Annotated in this window: 22 protein-coding genes; all 22 read left to right on the forward strand. The window is 42.3% G+C overall.

The window, feature by feature from the left end; all coding sequences use genetic code 11:
• Nucleotides 1-13 precede the first annotated feature (13 nt).
• The 22 genes from OW729_RS03050 to OW729_RS03155 all read left to right on the forward strand — a co-directional run bounded on the left by OW729_RS03050 (nucleotide 14) and on the right by OW729_RS03155 (nucleotide 18,448).
• A complete protein-coding gene (locus tag OW729_RS03050) occupies nucleotides 14-232 on the forward strand; it encodes a hypothetical protein (RefSeq protein WP_067424292.1) in 219 nt (72 codons plus the stop codon).
• The gene (locus tag OW729_RS03055; protein WP_035150293.1) at nucleotides 207-530 is read left to right on the forward strand and encodes an rRNA biogenesis protein rrp5; all 324 of its coding nucleotides are present in this window, start codon (nucleotides 207-209) and stop codon (nucleotides 528-530) included. Before OW729_RS03050 ends, OW729_RS03055 begins: the two co-directional genes overlap by 26 nt.
• On the forward strand, nucleotides 523-1,671 hold the full coding sequence (locus OW729_RS03060) for a DUF2800 domain-containing protein (RefSeq protein ID WP_268059957.1): 1,149 nt from the start codon (nucleotides 523-525) through the stop codon (nucleotides 1,669-1,671). Before OW729_RS03055 ends, OW729_RS03060 begins: the two co-directional genes overlap by 8 nt.
• A complete protein-coding gene (locus tag OW729_RS03065) occupies nucleotides 1,664-2,212 on the forward strand; it encodes a DUF2815 family protein (RefSeq protein WP_044036310.1) in 549 nt (182 codons plus the stop codon). The genes OW729_RS03060 and OW729_RS03065 overlap by 8 nt, the downstream gene beginning before the upstream one ends.
• A 79-nt stretch (nucleotides 2,213-2,291) precedes the next feature.
• Entirely contained in the window at nucleotides 2,292-4,226 is a 1,935-nt protein-coding gene (locus tag OW729_RS03070) for a DNA polymerase (protein ID WP_268059959.1), read from the forward strand.
• Between the two features lie 93 nt (nucleotides 4,227-4,319).
• On the forward strand, nucleotides 4,320-5,072 hold the full coding sequence (locus OW729_RS03075; protein WP_079413288.1) for a phage antirepressor KilAC domain-containing protein: 753 nt from the start codon (nucleotides 4,320-4,322) through the stop codon (nucleotides 5,070-5,072).
• Entirely contained in the window at nucleotides 5,072-5,506 is a 435-nt protein-coding gene (locus OW729_RS03080; protein WP_268059960.1) for a DUF7768 domain-containing protein, read from the forward strand. Before OW729_RS03075 ends, OW729_RS03080 begins: the two co-directional genes overlap by 1 nt.
• Complete coding sequence (locus OW729_RS03085; protein ID WP_268059961.1) at nucleotides 5,503-7,869, forward strand: virulence-associated E family protein; 2,367 nt, start codon at nucleotides 5,503-5,505, stop codon at nucleotides 7,867-7,869. Before OW729_RS03080 ends, OW729_RS03085 begins: the two co-directional genes overlap by 4 nt.
• Before the next feature lie 219 nt (nucleotides 7,870-8,088).
• A complete protein-coding gene (locus OW729_RS03090) occupies nucleotides 8,089-8,370 on the forward strand; it encodes a VRR-NUC domain-containing protein (protein ID WP_268059962.1) in 282 nt (93 codons plus the stop codon).
• A complete protein-coding gene (locus OW729_RS03095; protein WP_268059963.1) occupies nucleotides 8,351-9,712 on the forward strand; it encodes a DEAD/DEAH box helicase in 1,362 nt (453 codons plus the stop codon). The genes OW729_RS03090 and OW729_RS03095 overlap by 20 nt, the downstream gene beginning before the upstream one ends.
• Nucleotides 9,712-9,930, forward strand: a complete 219-nt coding sequence (locus OW729_RS03100; protein ID WP_035150322.1) for a hypothetical protein — start codon at nucleotides 9,712-9,714, stop codon at nucleotides 9,928-9,930. Before OW729_RS03095 ends, OW729_RS03100 begins: the two co-directional genes overlap by 1 nt.
• A complete protein-coding gene (locus OW729_RS03105; protein WP_268059965.1) occupies nucleotides 9,927-10,337 on the forward strand; it encodes a DUF1492 domain-containing protein in 411 nt (136 codons plus the stop codon). The genes OW729_RS03100 and OW729_RS03105 overlap by 4 nt, the downstream gene beginning before the upstream one ends.
• A gap of 154 nt (nucleotides 10,338-10,491) precedes the next feature.
• The gene (locus tag OW729_RS03110) at nucleotides 10,492-10,851 is read left to right on the forward strand and encodes an HNH endonuclease (RefSeq protein WP_035150329.1); all 360 of its coding nucleotides are present in this window, start codon (nucleotides 10,492-10,494) and stop codon (nucleotides 10,849-10,851) included.
• 111 nt (nucleotides 10,852-10,962) lie between these two features.
• Complete coding sequence (locus OW729_RS03115) at nucleotides 10,963-11,514, forward strand: P27 family phage terminase small subunit (RefSeq protein WP_024400905.1); 552 nt, start codon at nucleotides 10,963-10,965, stop codon at nucleotides 11,512-11,514.
• Between the two features lie 17 nt (nucleotides 11,515-11,531).
• The gene (gene metK, locus OW729_RS03120) at nucleotides 11,532-12,713 is read left to right on the forward strand and encodes a methionine adenosyltransferase (RefSeq protein WP_268059966.1); all 1,182 of its coding nucleotides are present in this window, start codon (nucleotides 11,532-11,534) and stop codon (nucleotides 12,711-12,713) included.
• Nucleotides 12,688-13,929 (forward strand): site-specific DNA-methyltransferase, encoded by a 1,242-nt coding sequence (locus tag OW729_RS03125; RefSeq protein WP_268059967.1) that lies wholly within the window; start codon nucleotides 12,688-12,690, stop codon nucleotides 13,927-13,929. The genes metK and OW729_RS03125 overlap by 26 nt, the downstream gene beginning before the upstream one ends.
• Nucleotides 13,930-14,029: 100 nt before the next feature.
• Complete coding sequence (locus tag OW729_RS03130) at nucleotides 14,030-14,815, forward strand: virulence protein (RefSeq protein WP_268059968.1); 786 nt, start codon at nucleotides 14,030-14,032, stop codon at nucleotides 14,813-14,815.
• Nucleotides 14,815-15,042, forward strand: a complete 228-nt coding sequence (locus tag OW729_RS03135) for a DUF4314 domain-containing protein (RefSeq protein WP_019155121.1) — start codon at nucleotides 14,815-14,817, stop codon at nucleotides 15,040-15,042. The genes OW729_RS03130 and OW729_RS03135 overlap by 1 nt, the downstream gene beginning before the upstream one ends.
• A 135-nt stretch (nucleotides 15,043-15,177) precedes the next feature.
• Nucleotides 15,178-16,077: an amidoligase family protein gene (locus tag OW729_RS03140; protein ID WP_079411115.1), complete on the forward strand. Its 900-nt coding sequence runs from the start codon at nucleotides 15,178-15,180 to the stop codon at nucleotides 16,075-16,077.
• Nucleotides 16,078-16,115: 38 nt separating this feature from the next.
• Nucleotides 16,116-16,574, forward strand: a complete 459-nt coding sequence (locus tag OW729_RS03145; RefSeq protein ID WP_074050022.1) for a gamma-glutamylcyclotransferase family protein — start codon at nucleotides 16,116-16,118, stop codon at nucleotides 16,572-16,574.
• Nucleotides 16,567-16,755, forward strand: coding sequence for a DUF5049 domain-containing protein (locus OW729_RS03150; protein WP_018664388.1), 189 nt, complete (start codon nucleotides 16,567-16,569; stop codon nucleotides 16,753-16,755). Before OW729_RS03145 ends, OW729_RS03150 begins: the two co-directional genes overlap by 8 nt.
• A gap of 88 nt (nucleotides 16,756-16,843) precedes the next feature.
• Nucleotides 16,844-18,448, forward strand: a complete 1,605-nt coding sequence (locus OW729_RS03155; RefSeq protein ID WP_265446318.1) for a terminase large subunit — start codon at nucleotides 16,844-16,846, stop codon at nucleotides 18,446-18,448.
• Nucleotide 18,449 lies beyond the last annotated feature (1 nt).

Consider the following 18,449-nt stretch of genomic DNA (forward strand, 5'->3'; position numbering starts at 1 on the left):
AAGAGGTGAATACATGAAGCACAACTTGAAAATCAGTGTTTCAAAAAAACCACAGTCTGGCGGGATTGTTTCCTGTCGAAACGTCACCATTAGGGAGCGTTTCCTTCGTTTCTTACTTGGTGATAAGCAGAAACTGACCATCCTTGTTCCGGGTGACACCGTACAGGAACTCGCCATCAGTGAGATTAAGGAAGGAGGAATAAGCCATGAGCAAGATCAAGCTACTCCTTGATGTGGTTTCCGATATGCGCTCTTTGGCAGACAGCATACAAGCGGTTGCTGATGTAATGGTGGGCAATGAACCAGTCGAAACAAAAGAACCGACTACAACTGTAAAAGAGCCTGAACCAAATAAAAAGGAAATCACTCTGGAAGAAGTCAGAGCAAAACTCGCTGAAAAGAGTCAAGCCGGTCTTACTGCCCAAGTAAGAGAAATAATCCAAAAATACGGTGGCTCTAAATTAAGCGAAGTGGACCCAAAACATTATGCAGATATGTTAAAAGATGCGGAGGTACTTGGGAATGAGTGATCATGCAGTTCTTTCCGCATCAGGCGCCCATAGGTGGCTGAATTGTCTTCCGTCTGCACGATTGGAACTGGAGTTTGTAAATAACGAATCCAGTGCAGCCGCTGAAGGCACCGCCGCCCATGCTCTCTGCGAACATAAACTTAAAAAAGCACTTCACATGAGAAGTAAGCGTCCTGTCTCAGTTTATAACTCCGATGAGATGGAAGAACACAGTGATGCCTATGTGGAATTTGTAATGGAACAGCTTGAGCTGGCAAAGCAGAGCTGCACAGACCCTTTAATACTAATCGAACAGCGTCTTGATTTTTCTTGCTATGTTCCACAGGGATTTGGAACCGGTGACTGCATCATTATTGCCGATAAGAAACTTCACATTATCGATTTCAAGTATGGCATGGGAGTATTGGTAGATGCGGTGGACAATCCACAGATGAAGTTGTACGCACTGGGTGCTTTAGAAATTTACGATAGTTTGTACGACATCGAGGAAGTTTACATGACCATTTTCCAGCCACGCAGAGAGAATGTCAGCACATGGACAATACGGGTAGAGGATCTGAAAGATTGGGCAGAAAAAGAACTAAAACCAAGGGCTAAAAAAGCTTATGACGGTGAAGGTGAATATCTTCCGGGTGAGTGGTGTACTTTCTGTCGAGCGGCAGTTAAATGCCGTGCTAGGGCCGAGGAAAAACTGAAATTGGCACAATCGGAATTCAAGCTACCCCCACTACTTACGGACTCTGAAATCGAGGAAGTTCTATCTAAACTATCGGACCTTACGAAGTGGGCAAATGAAATCATTGCATATGCCACCGATGCAGCTGTTAATCACGGGAAAGAGTGGCATGGTTTTAAGGTTGTTGAGGGCAGATCTGTCCGCAAATACAAGGATGAAGATGCTGTGGCTGAAGTAGCCAAAGCAAACGGTTATAAAGATATATTTCGTCAGAGTCTCATCACTCTTACGGAAATGGAAAGGCTGATGGGCAAATCAAAATTTGAGAAGATACTCGGTGATCTTATATACAAGCCACCGGGAAAGCCGACTCTGGTCCCGCTATCGGATAAGCGTCCGGCTATGAACGTATCAAACGCAAAAAACGAATTTAACGAAATAACGGAGGAATGTGAATATGAATAATAAAAACAGAACGAAGGTTATTACTGGTGTAAACACACGTCTCAGCTACTTTCATGGCTGGGAACCGGTATCCATCAATGGTGGGGCAGAAAAGTATAGTGTATCGGTATTGATTCCTAAATCGGATAAGGAAACCATTAATGCCATCAATGCAGCAGTTGATGCGGCTATTGAAGAGGGCATTGCAAAGTTTGGCGGTAAAAAACCAAATAAGGCTGCTATCAAGCTACCACTTCGAGATGGTGATGTAGAACGAGATGATGAGGCTTATAAAGGACATTATTTCGTAAATGCCAACAGCACTACTCCGCCTCAGATTGTAGATAAAGCAGTCAAGCCCATTCTGGATCGCAACGAGGTATACAGTGGTTGCTATGCAAGAGTGTCACTTAATTTCTATGCTTTCAATTCTAACGGTAACAAGGGTGTGGCCTGTGGACTTGGTAACATCCAAAAGATTAGAGATGGAGAGCCTTTAGGCAGCAGAACCACAGCGGCTGATGATTTCACCACAATTGAAGATGATGATTTCCTAGCATAACAGCTAAAGTATGAATACAAACGGGGTGGTGGAAGTTGTTCTTCTGCTACCTCGTTTGCATTGGAAAGGGCGGTAATACATGAATTCTATTTCTATTGATATTGAGACATTTAGTAGTGCCAATCTTCAAAAATGTGGAGTTTACCGTTATGCCGAGAGTGATGATTTTGAAATTCTGTTGTTTGGTTATTCGGTTGATGGCGGTGCAGTTCAGGTGGTTGATCTTGCCTGTGGAGAGAAAATCCCAAATGAAATAATCAATGCTCTTATGGATAATTCTGTTACCAAATGGGCCTTTAATGCTATGTTTGAGCGTGTTTGCCTATCAAAATGGCTTAACCTTACTGATTATCTTGACCCTACATCATGGAAATGTTCAATGATATGGTCGGCTTATATGGGACTTCCGCTTTCTCTTGAAGGTGTCGGTGCAGTCTTAGGATTGGAAAAACAAAAATTGACGGAAGGCAAAGACCTCATTAAATATTTCTGTACACCTTGCTCCCCTACTAAATCAAACGGAGGACGAGTTCGTAATCTGCCAAAACACGATATTGATAAATGGGAGCGATTTAAAGCATATAACCTCCGTGATGTGGAAGCTGAGATGTCAATACAGCAGAGACTATCTAAATTCCCGCTTCCAGAGAATATATGGTCAGAATATCATCTTGACCAGAAAATCAATGATCGTGGTATCGCTATTGACATGGCTTTTGTAAAACAAGCCGTCAAGATGGATGAACAGTCGCGGGAAAAGCTAATGGCTTTAATGCAGGATATAACTAATTTGGAGAATCCAAACTCTGTACAACAAATGAAAGAATGGCTTGCTGATAACGGATTGGAAACAGATAGTCTTGGTAAAAAAGTAGTTGCTGAGATGTTAAAGACAGCACCTGAACCCCTAGGCACCGTTTTGGAACTTCGTCAGCAGCTTGCAAAATCATCGATAAAAAAATACACGGCAATGGAGAATGCAGTATGTAATGATGGTCGTGCAAGAGGAATGTTTCAGTTTTATGGAGCCAACAGAACAGGCAGATTTTCGGGCAGGCTTATTCAACTGCAAAATCTCCCTCAAAACCATATGCCCGATTTGGAACAGGCTCGTGAATTAGTTCGTAGCGGAAACTTTGATGCTCTTACCTTACTTTATGATTCTATCCCGGAGGTACTGTCGGAACTTATACGTACTGCATTTATACCGAAGGAGGGCATGAAGTTTATAGTTGCAGATTTTTCAGCGATTGAAGCTCGCGTTATCGCCTGGCTTGCGGGAGAAAAATGGAGAATAGATGTATTCCAAAATGGCGGTGACATTTACTGTGCAAGTGCATCTCAGATGTTTAATGTACCTGTGGAGAAAAACGGTGTTAATGGACATCTTCGTCAGAAGGGAAAAATTGCTGAATTAGCCCTAGGTTACGGTGGATCTGTTGGAGCACTGAAATCAATGGGTGCTTTGGAGATGGGAATTGAAGAAGAGGAACTTCAACCTCTTGTAACGGCTTGGAGACAATCCAATCCCAATATTACAAAACTATGGTGGGATGTTGACCGCGCTGTAAAAACCTGCGTTAAGCAGAAAACTCCTACAGAAACACACGGTATTAAATTTATATATCAAAGTGGAATGCTCTTTATTGTCCTTCCTTCCGGCAGGCGGCTTTCCTATGTGAAACCTCGTATGGGAGAGAATGTATTTGGTGGTGAGTCAGTTACTTATGAAGGTATCGGTGGGACGAAAAAGTGGGAAAGGATCGAAAGCTACGGTCCAAAATTTGTAGAGAATATTGTCCAGGCAATCAGTCGTGACATTTTGTGCCACGCCATGCAGGCGTTAAAGAATTGTTCCATTGTGGCTCATGTGCACGATGAAATTATAATCGAAGCGGATATGAGTATGTCACTTTCTACTATTTGTGAGCAAATGGCTAGAACACCAACATGGGCAAAAGGGCTGTTACTTAGTGCTGATGGCTATGAGTGTCAGTTTTATCAAAAAGATTAAATATATTTTTTCAAAATCCTCAACATTCATTACCTCCTGTGGCTATTAGGTAGAGGGGTTTCCTCTCTGACTATATTACAGGAGGTAATTCGTATGGACGAATTAGTAAGAATCAATTATGAAAATGACCGCCCCACAGTGCTTGGCCGTGATTTGCATGCAGTTTTGGAAGTAAAAACACCCTATGATAAATGGTTTCCAAGAATGTGTGAGTATGGATTTGTGGAGGGTACGGACTTTTCGACATTTCTGTCGGAAAGTACAGGTGGAAGACCCGCTGTGGACCACCAAATAACAATTGATATGGCAAAAGAGCTATGCATGATACAGCGTACTCCAAAAGGAAAACAATGCCGCGGGTACTTTCTTGAAATTGAAAGACGATGGAACTCTCCAGAAGCAATCATGGCAAGGGCATTACAGTTTGCCAATCAGCAACTAAATCAAGTAAGGAATCAAAATAAATTACTTGAAGGTACGATTGCTGTTCAGAATCAGCAGATTGCGGAAATGAAACCGAAAGTCTCCTATTATGATGTAGTTCTAAATTGCAAAGACCTCATTTCTACATCAGCAATTGCCAAAGATTACGGCAAGTCAGCTATTTGGATGAACCGCTATCTTAATAAAAAGGGCATCCAATTTAAACAAGGTGGTATCTGGCTTTTATATCAGAAGTATGCAGAAAAAGGCTATACCAGCACCAAGACACATAGCTACATCGGTAGTAACGGTGAACTGCATACAAAAGTCCATACATATTGGACTCAAAAAGGCAGACTCTTCATTTACGAACTGTTGAAGGCAGATGGTATTTTGCCGCAGATAGAAATGGAGGGTGTGTAATGGGAATTGATAAATTCAATCATGAAGGATACCATGACCCAACTCCCCATGAGGCACTGACCAACTTAATAAGAAAGAAAAAGGCAGAGAAAAAATCTGCCTTTAAGCCGCTTGTATATATTTGTTCTCCATATTCCGGTGATGTAGAAGGAAACGTTAAAAAGGCTCGCAACTTTTGTAGATTCGCCTTGGAGAATAATTGCATACCAATTGCTCCCCATCTTATGTTTCCGCAGTTTATGGATGATGAAAATCCAAAGGAACGGGAACTTGCCATATTTATGGATATCGTGCTTATGGGCAAATGCTCCGAGGTTTGGGTGCTAGGCAATACCATCTCAAGCGGTATGGCAAGGGAGATTGAAGTAGCCAAGAAACGCAGACAAACGGTCAGGTATTTTAGTCCGGAGCATGAGGAGGTCGAAAGCTTATGAAAATCGCTGTGGGCAACAGCCGGATGGACAAGAAATGGAAAAACAAGGATATCTCGTGGGAGGATTTTTGTGCCCGAGTAAAGACAACACAACGTACTACGGAAACAGTAGAAGAATATCGGAAATTAAAAAGAGGTCAACAAGATGATATCAAAGATGTGGGTGGTTTTGTCGGAGGGCATTTAAAAGGAGGAAGGCGAAAGAAGGGCAATGTTTTATGCCGTTCTTTGCTTACCCTTGATATGGATTACGGTAGACCAGACATCTGGGAACAAATCAGTATGCTTTTTGATTTCAAATGCTGTGTTTATTCCACCCATAAGCACACACCGGAAAATCCAAGACTTAGGCTAATAGTTCCTCTTGCTCGTGAAATTAGCGAAGAAGAATACGCAGCCGTTGGACGTATGGTGGCAAAAGAAATCGGCATAGATCTTTTCGATGATACGACTTATGAAGCCCATCGCCTTATGTATTGGCCATCCACTTCCTCTAATGGTGAATTTGTCTATGAAGAGCAGGATGGAGAATTGCTTGACCCTGATGTTTATCTTTCAAAATATCAAAACTGGCGGGATACATCAACATGGCCAGTATCAAGCAGGCAGTCTGAAGTTATAAATCGCAGTCTTAAAGAGCAAGCGGACCCGCTTTTAAAGGAAGGTGTGGTAGGAACATTCTGTCGTGCCTATCCCGTTCGAGAAGCAATTGAGAAATTCTTAGGTGCAGTTTATGCCCCATCTGCTATGGAAGGACGATACGATTATATTCCAGCTGATAGTAGTGCCGGTGTGATTATCTATGATGATAAATTCGCATACAGCCACCATGCTACAGACCCAGCAAGTGGATTACTCCTCAATGCTTTTGATCTCGTTCGTATTCATAAATTTGGTTCTTTAGATGATAAAGCTTCTACCACTACAGCTCCTGGTAAGATGCCGTCTTTTGTGGCAATGTGCGAATTTGCTATAAAAGATGAAAAAGTAAAAGCTGAGTTTGCTAAGGAGAGACAGGCACAGGCTGAAGAGGAGTTTAGTGATGAGGATTGGCAGACAGCTTTGGAATTGGATAAGCAAGGCCGAATAAAAGACACTCTAGACAACATCGTTTTAATTATTCGTCATGACAAGGAATTACAGCATATAGCTTTTAATTGCCACCGTGATGGTATTGACGCCAAAGGTGGCCTGCCTTGGGAACAGATCAAGATGGGTTGGAATGATTCAGATAATGCACTTCTTAAAGTGTATTTAAGCAGCAAATACGGAGTCTATTCACCTACCAAGACCAAGGATGCTGTGTTAGCGGTAGCGGCTGAACGAGCCTACCATCCTGTTAAGGAGTATCTGGACTCCCTGCCAAAATGGGATGGAATTAGTCGAGTAGATAATCTATTAATTGATTATTTCGGTGCAACAGATAATTCCTATACAAAAGCAGTCATCCGCAAAACGATGGTTGCAGCGGTAGCCCGCATTTATAGACCAGGCACAAAGTTTGATAGTGTCCTTATCTTAAACGGCCCTCAAGGTATTGGTAAGTCAACCTTCTTTGCAAAACTTGCTGGAGATTGGTTTTCAGATAGTTTGACCATTACGGACATGAAAGATAAATCTGGAGCTGAGAAACTTCAGGGATATTGGTTATTGGAACTGGGTGAGCTTGCTGGTATGCGTAAGACGGATGTGGAAATTGTGAAGTCTTTTATTTCGAGGGCAGATGATAAGTACCGGGCAAGTTATGGAGTCAATGTGGAAAGCCATCCCCGTCAATGTGTGATTGTAGGTTCTACCAATGCAGAAAGCGGGTTTCTTCGAGATATAACTGGCAATCGAAGATTCTGGCCAGTCCGTATTAGTGGTAATGGTAAAAAGAAAGCTTGGCAGATGACTAAAGAGGCAGTACAGCAGATTTGGGCAGAGACACTAGTGCTATATGAAAAGGGCGAAAAACTCTACCTTGAAGGTGATGATGCATCCATGGCAACTAGTGAGCAGGCAGATGCCATGGAAACAGATGAACGAGAAGGATTGGTTCGTACCTATCTGGATACTCTTTTGCCGGATGATTGGGACACTATGTCTTTATACGAGCGTAGAAATTTCCTCGGCGGTAGCGAATTTGGCGGCGGCACCCGTGTTGGAACAGTAAAAAGAACCCTTGTCTGCAATATGGAGATTTGGTGTGAATGTTTTGGAAAAGATGCATCCTCAATGAGAACATCTGATTCTTATGCCATCGGTGCCATTATGAGAAAGATCGGTGGGTGGAACAAGTACACCGGGAACAAGAACGGAACAATCAATTTCCCTATCTATGGAAAGCAACGAGCTTATTCCCGAACCGAGGAACAAAGCTAGCTGTACCTTACCTTGTTCTCATGCTGGTTCTTTCCCCAAGGCTAGTAATCAAAAGGAAAATCTACGGTTCGGAACAAGTGGAACAAGAAGTATCCTATTTATTTATAAATAGTAAAAAAGAAGAAAGTGTAGCCTGTGCATACACGCATACGCGCGCGTATAGGAAAAATGGGTCAAAGTTGTTTTCTTGTTCCGAGCCTTTTTATATGGGAGGTATTTATGCTTGAAAAATATATCGAAAAGAAACTGGTGGCTGAGGTAAAAAAGATGGGAGGCATTGCAGCAAAGTTTATTAGCCCAGGTTTGGATGGGATGCCAGACCGCCTAGTGCTTTTACCACTTGGAAAGATGGCATTTGTGGAATTAAAGGCTCCCGGAAAGAAACCTCGTCCACTACAGATTAGAAGAATAAATCAATTACAGAAGTTAGGCTTTACCTGCTATGTCATTGATGATGTTGAGCAGATTGGAGGGATACTCTATGAAATACAATCCTCATAAATATCAAACATATGCTACGAATTTCATACTTGAGCATCCCATAGCAGCGGTGTTTTTAGAGATGGGTCTTGGCAAAAGCGTAATCACTTTAACTGCTATATTTGATCTATGCCTTGATAGTTTTGAAATTGGAAAGGTTCTGGTCATTGCCCCACTAAGGGTAGCAAGGGATACTTGGCCAGCTGAGATAAACAAATGGGAGCATTTAAAAGGACTGGAGTATTCAGTGGCTATTGGAACAGAACAGGAGCGGTTAGCAGCTCTTAGGAAACCAGCAAGTGTCTATCTTATAAACAGAGAAAATGTTGACTGGTTAGTAAACAAAAGTGGCATTCCTTTTAATTATGACATGGTGGTAATTGATGAATTGTCATCCTTTAAGTCCTATGGAGCAAAAAGATTTAAGAGTTTACTAAAAGTCAGACCTAGGGCGAAACGTATCGTGGGTCTTACAGGTACTCCATCCAGTAACGGGTTAATGGATTTGTGGGCAGAGTTTCGTATTCTCGACATGGGTAAAAGACTCGGCAGATACATAACTCACTACCGCAATTTCTTCTTTACTCCAGATAAACGTAATCAGCAGATTGTATTTTCATATAAACCGTTACCTGGGGCAGAAGATGCCATATATCGGCTAATTTCAGATATTACCATTTCAATGAAATCGGTTGATTTTCTAAAAATGCCAGAATGCGTGATAAATGAAGTGTCGGTGTATCTAAATGATAAAGAACAATCAGTATACGATCACTTTCGTGAAGAGATGGTTCTTGAGCTTGCCAATGAGGAGATTGATGCCATGAATGCAGCAGTCCTTTCTGGCAAACTCCTGCAAATGGCAAACGGTGCTGTCTATGATGATGATAAAAATACTCATATTATCCATGACCGCAAGCTGGATGCTCTTGAAGATTTAATCGAAGGTGCAAACGGCAAACCTGTTCTTATTGCATATTGGTATAATCACGATTTAGAGCGTATTAAAGCAAGATTTAATGTTAGAGAAATTAAAACATCCAAGGATATCATGGACTGGAACAACGGTAATATTTCTGTGGCGGTTATCCATCCTGCATCAGCAGGACACGGTCTCAATTTACAAAGTGGTGGTTCAACACTTATCTGGTTTGGTCTTACCTGGAGTCTGGAACTCTATCAGCAAACAAATGCAAGACTTTGGAGACAGGGACAAAATGAAACGGTGGTTATCCATCACATTGTTACTAAAGGCACGATTGATGAAGATGTGATGAGAGCCTTGAAACGAAAGGAAAAGACACAGTCCGATCTTATTAACGCTGTCAAAGCAAATCTGGGGAAAGCGAGGGGTGTTGTATGATGGATGCATTTGAAAAGCTGGCAAATGCCATTATTCTACAGGCGGTCAAAGATTATCGTTTTGCTCTGAAAAGACTAGCAAAATACCCTCGCAATGATTCTGCTAGATATACGAAACGTGAGATTGAGCGTTTCTTCCATTCCGGGTATTTCACTACCCTGACATCTCTCGATCCTGAGATGCTAATTAAAAAGCTACATGAGGAGGTGGTGCGATGACGGCAAAGGAATTCTTGAAACAAGCTTATCGCTTAAATGAGCTGATTAATTCCGATCTTGAGGAGTTGCAAAATCTAAGGGAACTCTCAAGAAGTGTTTCATCTCCTGTTCTTGAGGAAAAAGTCAGTAAAACAAAAAGTACTGATCCATCTTTTGAAAAATACGTGATTAGAATAGTAGATTTGGAGAAGCAGATACAACAAGAGGTGGAACGTTTAATAAAGCTTAAGTCAGATATTCGTGAAGCGATTAACCAGATGGAAAACGTGGATGAGAAGCTGCTTCTTCGCTACCGTTACATTAACTTTCTTAACTGGGAAGAAATCTGTGTCAACCTTAATGTTTCTATGAGAACTGTGCATAGACTTCACTCATCAGCCTTGCAGCATTTAAAGGTGCCTAAATAAAAGTTGGCACACTTTGGCACAGGTTGGCATACGATGACACTGTTTGTCCGTAGTGAAAGTTATATAATGGTAGTATGGAATATTAGCAAACAGAAGCCTTCACGGGAGCATTTCTCCTGCGAGGGCTTTTTCTATGGGCAAAAGGAGGTGTAGTATGCCAAGGAAACCTAAGCGACCATGCTCTTACCCTGGTTGTCCAGAGCTGACTGACAGACGTTTTTGTGAAGAACATGCTAAAAAGGAAGCTGCACGGTATGAAAAGTATGACCGCGATCCAGCAACTCGTAAGCGATATGGTCGTGCATGGAAGAGAATACGTGACCGCTACATTGCAACTCATCCTCTTTGCGAGGAGTGTAAACGGCAAGGAAAGCTGACCCCAGCAACCGAGGTACATCACATTCTTCCTCTTGCAAGAGGTGGAACACATGATAGAAGCAATCTGATGTCCCTTTGTACTTCTTGCCACTCTGCCATCACTGCAAAAGATGGAGACCGTTGGGGAACCCGGTAGGGGGAGTCAAATCTCCACAGCTTTTTAGATGTGCAACGGGCGTGGGGTAACGCGTGAAAATTCGCGGTTTCAAACAGGGTAATAGACCCATCAACGAAAAGAGGTGAGTGAATGGCCAAAGATGGAACAAATCGTGGCGGTGCCCGTATAGGCTCTGGTCAAAAAAAGAAACCACTTGCTGATAAAATTGCACAGGGAAATCCAGGTAAGAGAAAGCTAGAAATCATTGACTTCCAAAATACCGCTGATTTAAAGGGGCAGGAAATGCCAAAGCCAAGGGCCATGCTCTCAGCGGTGCAAAAGGACGGGAAAACCCTAGTAGCCAGCGAGATTTATGAAATTACTTGGAAATGGCTTGAGGAGCGAGGCTGTGCCCATTTGGTGCTCCCACAGCTTCTAGAACGATATGCCATGAGTGCGGCCAGATGGATACAGTGTGAGGAGGCGGTAACTGAGTTTGGTTTTCTTGCCAAGCATCCAACTACCGGCAATGCTATTCAAAGTCCTTATGTAGCTATGAGCCAGAACTTTATGAGCCAGACAAACAGACTATGGATGGAGATTTATCAAATCGTTAAAGAGAATTGTGCTACAGAGTATTCTGGTTTAAACCCACAGGACGATGTGATGGAGCGACTGCTATCTGCCCGCAGAGGAAAATAAAGATGAGGAGATATGTAATGAGTAAAAGATATTTAACAGCTGAAAGTGTATGTGCTGGACATCCTGATAAACTATGCGACATCATAGCAGATAGCATTTTAGAAGCATGTTTACGTAAAGACAAAGCATCACGTGTCGCTTGTGAGGTAATGGCAACCAAAGGGAAAATTATCGTGGCGGGCGAAATCTCCTGCAGCGAGAAAATAGACATCCGATACATTGTTAGGAATGTCCTTAAAGAGATTGGATACAACCCTCTTAAATTCTTGATTTATGTATTTGTACACAAACAAAGTGTAGATATTGCAACTGGCGTGGATACTGCACTGGAAGTAAGAAATGGGATAAACGAACAGTATGGTTCGATAGGTGCTGGAGACCAAGGAACTGTGTATGGCTATGCTACAAAGGAAACAGGAGAAATGCTTCCCCTACCCCTTGTACTATCTCACAGGATTGTAAAGAGACTGGATGATTGCCGAAAAGGGAAACTGATAAAAGGTATCCACCCAGATGGTAAAGCGCAGGTGACGGTGGAATATGAAGGAGACACTCCAGTGCGAATAAAGACTATTGTGATATCGGTACAGCATGATAAGAATAAAACACAGGAAGAACTAAAGGCAGATATCCTTAACAATGTCCTATGGCAGTGCTTTGAGGACTTCCCATTTGATGATGAAACAGAAATTCTCATTAACCCCTCTGGTAGATTTGTCGAAGGTGGTCCCGCTGCCGATACAGGCTTAACTGGTAGAAAAATTATGGTTGATACCTATGGAGGACTTGCATCCCATGGAGGTGGCGCACTTAGTGGTAAAGACCCCACCAAAGTTGACCGAAGCGGTGCCTATATGGCTCGGTACATTGCAAAGCATATCGTCTGGTGTGGATATGCAAAGAGATGTGAAGTTAGTATATCCTATGCCATTGGTAAGGCAAATCCTGTAGCCTTTTATGTAAATACCCTTGGCACAGGTATTGTTTCTGACGAAATATTAACTCTTGCTGCACAGGAAGTTTTCAATTTAAGACCTGCAGCCATTATTGAAAATCTACGTCTTAGAAATGTGATTTACTCTGACACCGCGACTTATGGTCACTTTAATAGTTGTCTATTCCCGTGGGAGGATGTAAATAAGTACAGTGAATTTAGAAAGGCGGTGGAAAAGTATGTTGATAGAGAAGATAAAAACTAAACAACTCATCCCCGCTGAATATAACCCAAGGAAGGATTTAAAACCGGGTGATCCGGAATATGAGAAACTTAAACGCTCCCTTGAGGAGTTTGGATATGTAGAACCCGTAATATGGAATAAGACCACAGGCAGAGTCATCGGAGGCCATCAACGTTTGAAAATCCTGCTGAGTATGGGCATGGATGAGATAGAATGCGTAGTTGTTGAAATGGATGAGCAAAAGGAGAAGGCGCTGAACATTGCACTAAATAAAATAAGTGGTGATTGGGATAAAGACAAATTAGCACTTCTCATCACGGACTTAAATGCTTCAGACTTTGATGTGTCTTTGACAGGTTTTGACCCGGGAGAGTTGGAGGATCTTTTCAAGGATTCCCTTAAGGATAATATAAAAGAAGATGATTTCGATGTAGACAGCGAGCTGAAAAAGCCCGCTGTTTCGCATTTAGGGGATATTTGGCTACTTGGGCAGCATCGATTAGTCTGCGGAGACAGTACAAAGAAAGACACCTTTAATGTCTTGATGGATGGGAAAACTGCTAATTTGGTAGTTACGGACCCTCCATATAATGTTAACTATGAAGGCACTGCTGGAAAAATCAAAAATGACAATATGGCTAACGAAACGTTCTACGATTTCCTGCTTGCAGCATTTCAGAACACCGAAGCAGTAATGGCGAAGGACGCTTCTATTTATGTATTCCATGCGGATACCGAAGGACTCAATTTTAGAAGAGCATTCTCCGATGCAGGATTTTATCTTTCCGGTACTTGTATATGGAAAAAGCAGTCCCTTGTTCTCGGTCGCTCTCCTTATCAGTGGCAGCATGAACCTATTCTCTTTGGGTGGAAAAAGAAAGGCAAGCATAACTGGTATTCCGATAGAAAGCAGACCACCATCTGGGAATTTGAGAAACCGAAGAAAAACAGTGATCATCCTACGATGAAGCCAGTTGCACTTGTGGCCTACCCTATTTTGAATTCAAGCCTTTCTAATTGTATCGTGCTTGATCCTTTTGGTGGTTCAGGAAGCACACTGATTGCCTGTGAGCAGACAGATAGAATCTGCTACAGCATTGAACTGGATGAAAAGTACTGTGATGTTATTGTGAAAAGGTATATTGAGCAAGTTGGAAACTCAGACAGTGTGTTTCTCCTAAGAGATGGTTCGAAAATAAGATATTGTGACCTGCCAGACGTTGCTACCGCCGATTAATGGAACAGTATTTTCTACAGAAAGATGCTCTAAATGACTTGATATTAACAGCCTTTAGAGTGATATATGTATGTACCGAAAATAGAAAGGCGGTATAAAAATGCAGATAAACTATAATGTCACAGGAGCAAAAAGAAAAGAGTTAGTCAACGCAATCAGCCAAAAACTGAATGCTCCTGCAAGATATCTTGGAGCACCTACATTTGCATATGAGGTGGAAGACTACAACATTGACAAAAACGGGGTAGTCAGAGGACCAGATAATTCTGAACTGGTTAATGATCTATTAGGCCTTTATGACTTCAATGCGGTTACAGTAGAATTTGACACACCACTTCCAGAAGCGCCTGTTCCTGAAAATATTCAAGTTCCCAATGAAGCGGCTCTTGGGGGTATGGAAAGTCCAAATAGTGATTACGAAGAACCTCCCGTATACAGCGAATCAAATGAAACCGAAGAAGCTATTAGTTTGATTATTCAAATGCCGAGGGAGGGTTTTAGCGAAACTGCACTTGGTAACCTAAAAGGATTGGTAGAAAGCAAAGAAACCCTTATAAAGAAAGCACTTGATACTGACTCTATTCCCATTATCATAAATGAGGAATTTATAACCTTCCCTTGGTTCCAGAGTGAGTGCTCCGCAGAGGAGGTGAAGGCTTATACCCACTTTGTAACAGCACTTTGTGAAATGGCAAAGAAGCAGACCCGCGTCAACTCGACCGAGAAATCAGTGGAGAATGAAAAGTACGCTTTCCGTTGTTTCCTTCTAAGACTTGGATTTATCGGGCCAGAATACAAAACAGAACGAAAAATTCTCCTCTCCAAACTGTCGGGTAGCTCTGCCTTCAAAAGCGGAAGTGCCAAGCATGAGGAGGTGAGTGAATAATGAATATCATTCACCCAGAAATGCTAAAGCAACTTAGAAGTTATTACACTCCAGGAACTCGTGTCATGCTACTTAAGATGAATGACCCTTATACCAAGCTTCAGCCAGGAGATAAAGGTACGGTTACTAGTGTTGATGATATGGGAACTATCCACGTCAGTTGGGATTCAGGCAGTTCCCTTGGAGTGGTTTTTGGAGAGGATTTATGCAAGAAAATCGAAGAATAAAAATACACATTTTAAGCCCAATATGGCAGTAAATATGTAGATTTGTATTGCAGAATTGTCTTGCTATATAAGCCTTTTAGAGTGATATATGTACATGCCGAAAGGACAAACACACTTTAAAAGGAGCGAGACACGATGTTAAGTGCAAAATTCGGGATTGAGATTGAATTTACAGGGATTACAAGGGAAAGGGCGGCTAGAGTCGCTGCAGAGTTTTTGCAAGGCATTTACAGTGAAGGCGGGACTTACTACGACACCAAGAAGGTAAAAACTTCAGATGGTCGAGTGTGGAAGTTTATGTACGATGGGAGCATCAACTGCCAAAGAAAAGAAGGTAGAAGAAAAGTAGCTGCAGGTAGAGATTATAGTGTTGAGTTGGTTAGTCCAATTCTAACCTACCGGGAGGACATTGAAACTTTGCAAGAGCTAGTAAGAAAGCTTCGCAAAGCTGGAGCCTTTACAAATACATCTTGCGGAATTCACATTCATCTAGACGGTGCTGAACATACCCCACGAAGCATTCGAAACTTTGTAAATATCATTGCAAGCAAAAATGACTTATTTTATAAAGCACTTCAGATTGCACCGCAGAGAATGAATTACTGCAAAAAGATGGACAGCATTTTGGTTGAGAAGATAAACCGTAAAAAGCCTAGAACCATGAGACAAATTGAGGACATTTGGTACGAGGGCTACAGCGAGAGTAGAAACACTCATTACCACAACAGCCGCTACCATTTCCTCAACCTTCACAGCTTTTTTACCGGAAACCATACAGTTGAACTTAGAGGGTTCAATAGCGAACTTCATGCAGGAAAGATAAGAAGCTACATTGTTCTAGCACTTGCCATCAACCACCAAGCCTTAACACAAAAGTGTGCATCAGCAAAGAAACCGCAGGTGGAAAACGAGAAATTTGCCATGAGAACCTATCTAAACCGGATTGGTTTCATTGGGGATGAATTTGCAAACTGCAGAGAACATTTGACAGCAGCACTTTCGGGTTCAGCTGCATGGCGGTTTCGGGCGGCCTGAGCTGCCCCTAACCCACAAAGCTAAGAAGGAGGATTACAATGAAGAATAAATTATACCTTGCCTATGGCTCCAACCTTAATCTAAAGCAAATGGCCGACAGATGCCCCACAGCGAAGGTGGTAGGAGCAAGCCAAATCAATGACCACCGCCTATTATTTAGAGGGGCACACGCGGGCGCTGTGGCGACAATCGAGCCTTTTGAGGGTGGCAACGTACCAGTTTTAGTTTGGGAGATTACACCGACCGATGAAGCGGCACTTGACCGTTACGAGGGATGGCCGTTCCTTTATCGAAAGGAAACAATAAAAGTAAAGTTGGGAGGCAAAACCGTCAAGGCGATGGTCTACATCATGAATGATGGTAGACCGCTTGGACAGCCGAGTTGTTATTATTACAGTACAATTTTAGAAGGCTATAAGAGTGCGGGCTTCGATGTGGAAATCCTGCGCAAAGCGACAACCGATTCAATAGAATCGGAGGAGGTAGCCAATGAATGAGATAATTAAGCAACAAATCCTTTCCATCCGAGAAAGTGGAGTCACAAATATGTTTGATGTGGACCGAGTACAGTATGAGGCAAATGAACGAGGGTTTTATGAATTGGTAGTCTATTTAATAGACCATAAAGCAGAATATGCCCATTTCATACTGACGGGTGAAGTGGATAAAAAGAAATAACTAAATCTAAATAGGATAGAGAAAAGGGCTTTATTTATAGGATTGAGGCTCTTTTCTTATGTCCTTTTCCATAAAAGGGGCGGTGTTTATGCGGAAACTGAAGAAATATAAGCCGACCGCCTTTATAGCTGAAGGGTCATATTACGATAAGGACGCTGCTGATTACGCTGTGGCTTTTATCGAAGCACTCTCCCATACGAAAGGTTCATGGGCAGGCAAGCCTTTTGAACTTATCGACTGGCAGGAACAAATTGTCCGTGATTTATTCGGTATCTTAAAACCTAATGGATACCGGCAGTTTAACACGGCTTATATAGAAATACCTAAAAAGATGGGAAAAAGCGAGCTTGCAGCAGCAATCGCACTTCTCCTCACTTGTGGAGATGGTGAAGAACGAGCAGAGGTATACGGTTGTGCCGCAGATCGCCAGCAGGCATCAATTGTATTTGAAGTAGCAGCCGATATGGTGCGGATGTGTCCAGCGCTGAATAAACGAGTGAAGTTGCTGGCTTCAACTAAACGACTGGTGTACCTGCCGACCAACAGCTTTTATCAGGTATTGTCGGCTGAAGCCTACTCAAAACACGGCTTCAATATACATGGTGTTGTTTTTGATGAACTTCATACTCAGCCAAATAGGAAACTATTTGATGTTATGACAAAAGGGTCCGGTGATGCGAGGACCCAACCGCTATATTTTCTTATCACCACTGCAGGGACGGATACCCAGAGTATCTGCTATGAAACACACCAAAAAGCGGTTGATATTATTGAGGGCAGAAAATACGATCCTACTTTTTATCCCGTAATCTACGGTGCCAAAGAAGAGGATGATTGGACTGATCCTAAAGTATGGAAGAAAGCAAATCCAAGCTTAGGAATTACAGTAAGTATCGATAAAGTTAGAGCCGCTTGTGAAAGTGCAAAGCAGAACCCTGCTGAGGAAAATAGCTTTCGACAACTGCGTCTGAACCAGTGGGTTAAGCAATCTGTCCGTTGGATGCCAATGGCAAAGTGGGATGCCTGTGCGTTTCCAGTAAAACCAGAGAGCCTTGAAGGTCGAGTATGCTATGGAGGACTTGATTTATCCTCCACCACTGACATTACAGCCTTCGTGCTGGTGTTCCCACCGGAGGATGAAACAGATAAATATACCGTTCTCCCATATTTTTGGATGCCGGAGGATAACATTGACCTCCGAGTTCGACGAGACCACGTGCAATACGACCTTTGGGAGAAGCAGGGACACATTTTAACTACCGAGGGAAATGTAGTCCATTATGGATACATTGAAAAATTCATTGAAGAACTGGGGGAAAAGTACAACATTCGAGAGATTGCTTTTGATCGTTGGGGCGCTGTTCAGATGGTGCAGAACCTTGAAGGGTTAGGTTTTACTGTAGTTCCCTTCGGTCAAGGTTTTAAAGATATGTCACCACCTACAAAGGAACTTATGAAACTGACATTAGAAGAAAGAATAGCACACGGCGGGCATCCAGTACTACGGTGGATGATGGATAACATCTATATAAAAACAGATCCGGCTGGAAATATAAAACCGGACAAGGAAAAAAGTACAGAAAAAATAGATGGAGCAGTGGCAACTATTATGGCACTCGACCGCGCCATCCGCTGTGGACCAGGTAATAGTGGAGACTCGGTGTATGACGAGAGAGGTTTAATAATTCTATAAA

Source organism: Clostridium brassicae, assembly GCF_026738875.1.
Taxonomy (GTDB): domain Bacteria; phylum Bacillota; class Clostridia; order Clostridiales; family Clostridiaceae; genus Clostridium_H; species Clostridium_H brassicae.

Excerpts from the sequence above, each read along its gene's own strand:
- OW729_RS03125 (WP_268059967.1), top strand. The coding sequence starts at position 12,688 with ATGTTGATAGAGAAGATAAAAACTAAACAACTCATCCCCGCTGAATAT.
- OW729_RS03130 (WP_268059968.1), top strand. The coding sequence starts at position 14,030 with ATGCAGATAAACTATAATGTCACAGGAGCAAAAAGAAAAGAGTTAGTC.
- OW729_RS03100 (WP_035150322.1), top strand. The coding sequence starts at position 9,712 with ATGGATGCATTTGAAAAGCTGGCAAATGCCATTATTCTACAGGCGGTC.
- OW729_RS03115 (WP_024400905.1), top strand. The coding sequence starts at position 10,963 with ATGGCCAAAGATGGAACAAATCGTGGCGGTGCCCGTATAGGCTCTGGT.
- OW729_RS03155 (WP_265446318.1), top strand. The coding sequence starts at position 16,844 with ATGCGGAAACTGAAGAAATATAAGCCGACCGCCTTTATAGCTGAAGGG.
- OW729_RS03150 (WP_018664388.1), top strand. The coding sequence starts at position 16,567 with ATGAATGAGATAATTAAGCAACAAATCCTTTCCATCCGAGAAAGTGGA.
- OW729_RS03080 (WP_268059960.1), top strand. The coding sequence starts at position 5,072 with ATGGGAATTGATAAATTCAATCATGAAGGATACCATGACCCAACTCCC.
- OW729_RS03145 (WP_074050022.1), top strand. The coding sequence starts at position 16,116 with ATGAAGAATAAATTATACCTTGCCTATGGCTCCAACCTTAATCTAAAG.
- OW729_RS03110 (WP_035150329.1), top strand. The coding sequence starts at position 10,492 with ATGCCAAGGAAACCTAAGCGACCATGCTCTTACCCTGGTTGTCCAGAG.
- OW729_RS03070 (WP_268059959.1), top strand. The coding sequence starts at position 2,292 with ATGAATTCTATTTCTATTGATATTGAGACATTTAGTAGTGCCAATCTT.
- OW729_RS03065 (WP_044036310.1), top strand. The coding sequence starts at position 1,664 with ATGAATAATAAAAACAGAACGAAGGTTATTACTGGTGTAAACACACGT.
- OW729_RS03075 (WP_079413288.1), top strand. The coding sequence starts at position 4,320 with ATGGACGAATTAGTAAGAATCAATTATGAAAATGACCGCCCCACAGTG.
- OW729_RS03085 (WP_268059961.1), top strand. The coding sequence starts at position 5,503 with ATGAAAATCGCTGTGGGCAACAGCCGGATGGACAAGAAATGGAAAAAC.
- OW729_RS03105 (WP_268059965.1), top strand. The coding sequence starts at position 9,927 with ATGACGGCAAAGGAATTCTTGAAACAAGCTTATCGCTTAAATGAGCTG.
- OW729_RS03060 (WP_268059957.1), top strand. The coding sequence starts at position 523 with ATGAGTGATCATGCAGTTCTTTCCGCATCAGGCGCCCATAGGTGGCTG.
- OW729_RS03140 (WP_079411115.1), top strand. The coding sequence starts at position 15,178 with ATGTTAAGTGCAAAATTCGGGATTGAGATTGAATTTACAGGGATTACA.
- OW729_RS03050 (WP_067424292.1), top strand. The coding sequence starts at position 14 with ATGAAGCACAACTTGAAAATCAGTGTTTCAAAAAAACCACAGTCTGGC.
- OW729_RS03135 (WP_019155121.1), top strand. The coding sequence starts at position 14,815 with ATGAATATCATTCACCCAGAAATGCTAAAGCAACTTAGAAGTTATTAC.
- OW729_RS03090 (WP_268059962.1), top strand. The coding sequence starts at position 8,089 with ATGCTTGAAAAATATATCGAAAAGAAACTGGTGGCTGAGGTAAAAAAG.
- OW729_RS03095 (WP_268059963.1), top strand. The coding sequence starts at position 8,351 with ATGAAATACAATCCTCATAAATATCAAACATATGCTACGAATTTCATA.
- metK (WP_268059966.1), top strand. The coding sequence starts at position 11,532 with ATGAGTAAAAGATATTTAACAGCTGAAAGTGTATGTGCTGGACATCCT.
- OW729_RS03055 (WP_035150293.1), top strand. The coding sequence starts at position 207 with ATGAGCAAGATCAAGCTACTCCTTGATGTGGTTTCCGATATGCGCTCT.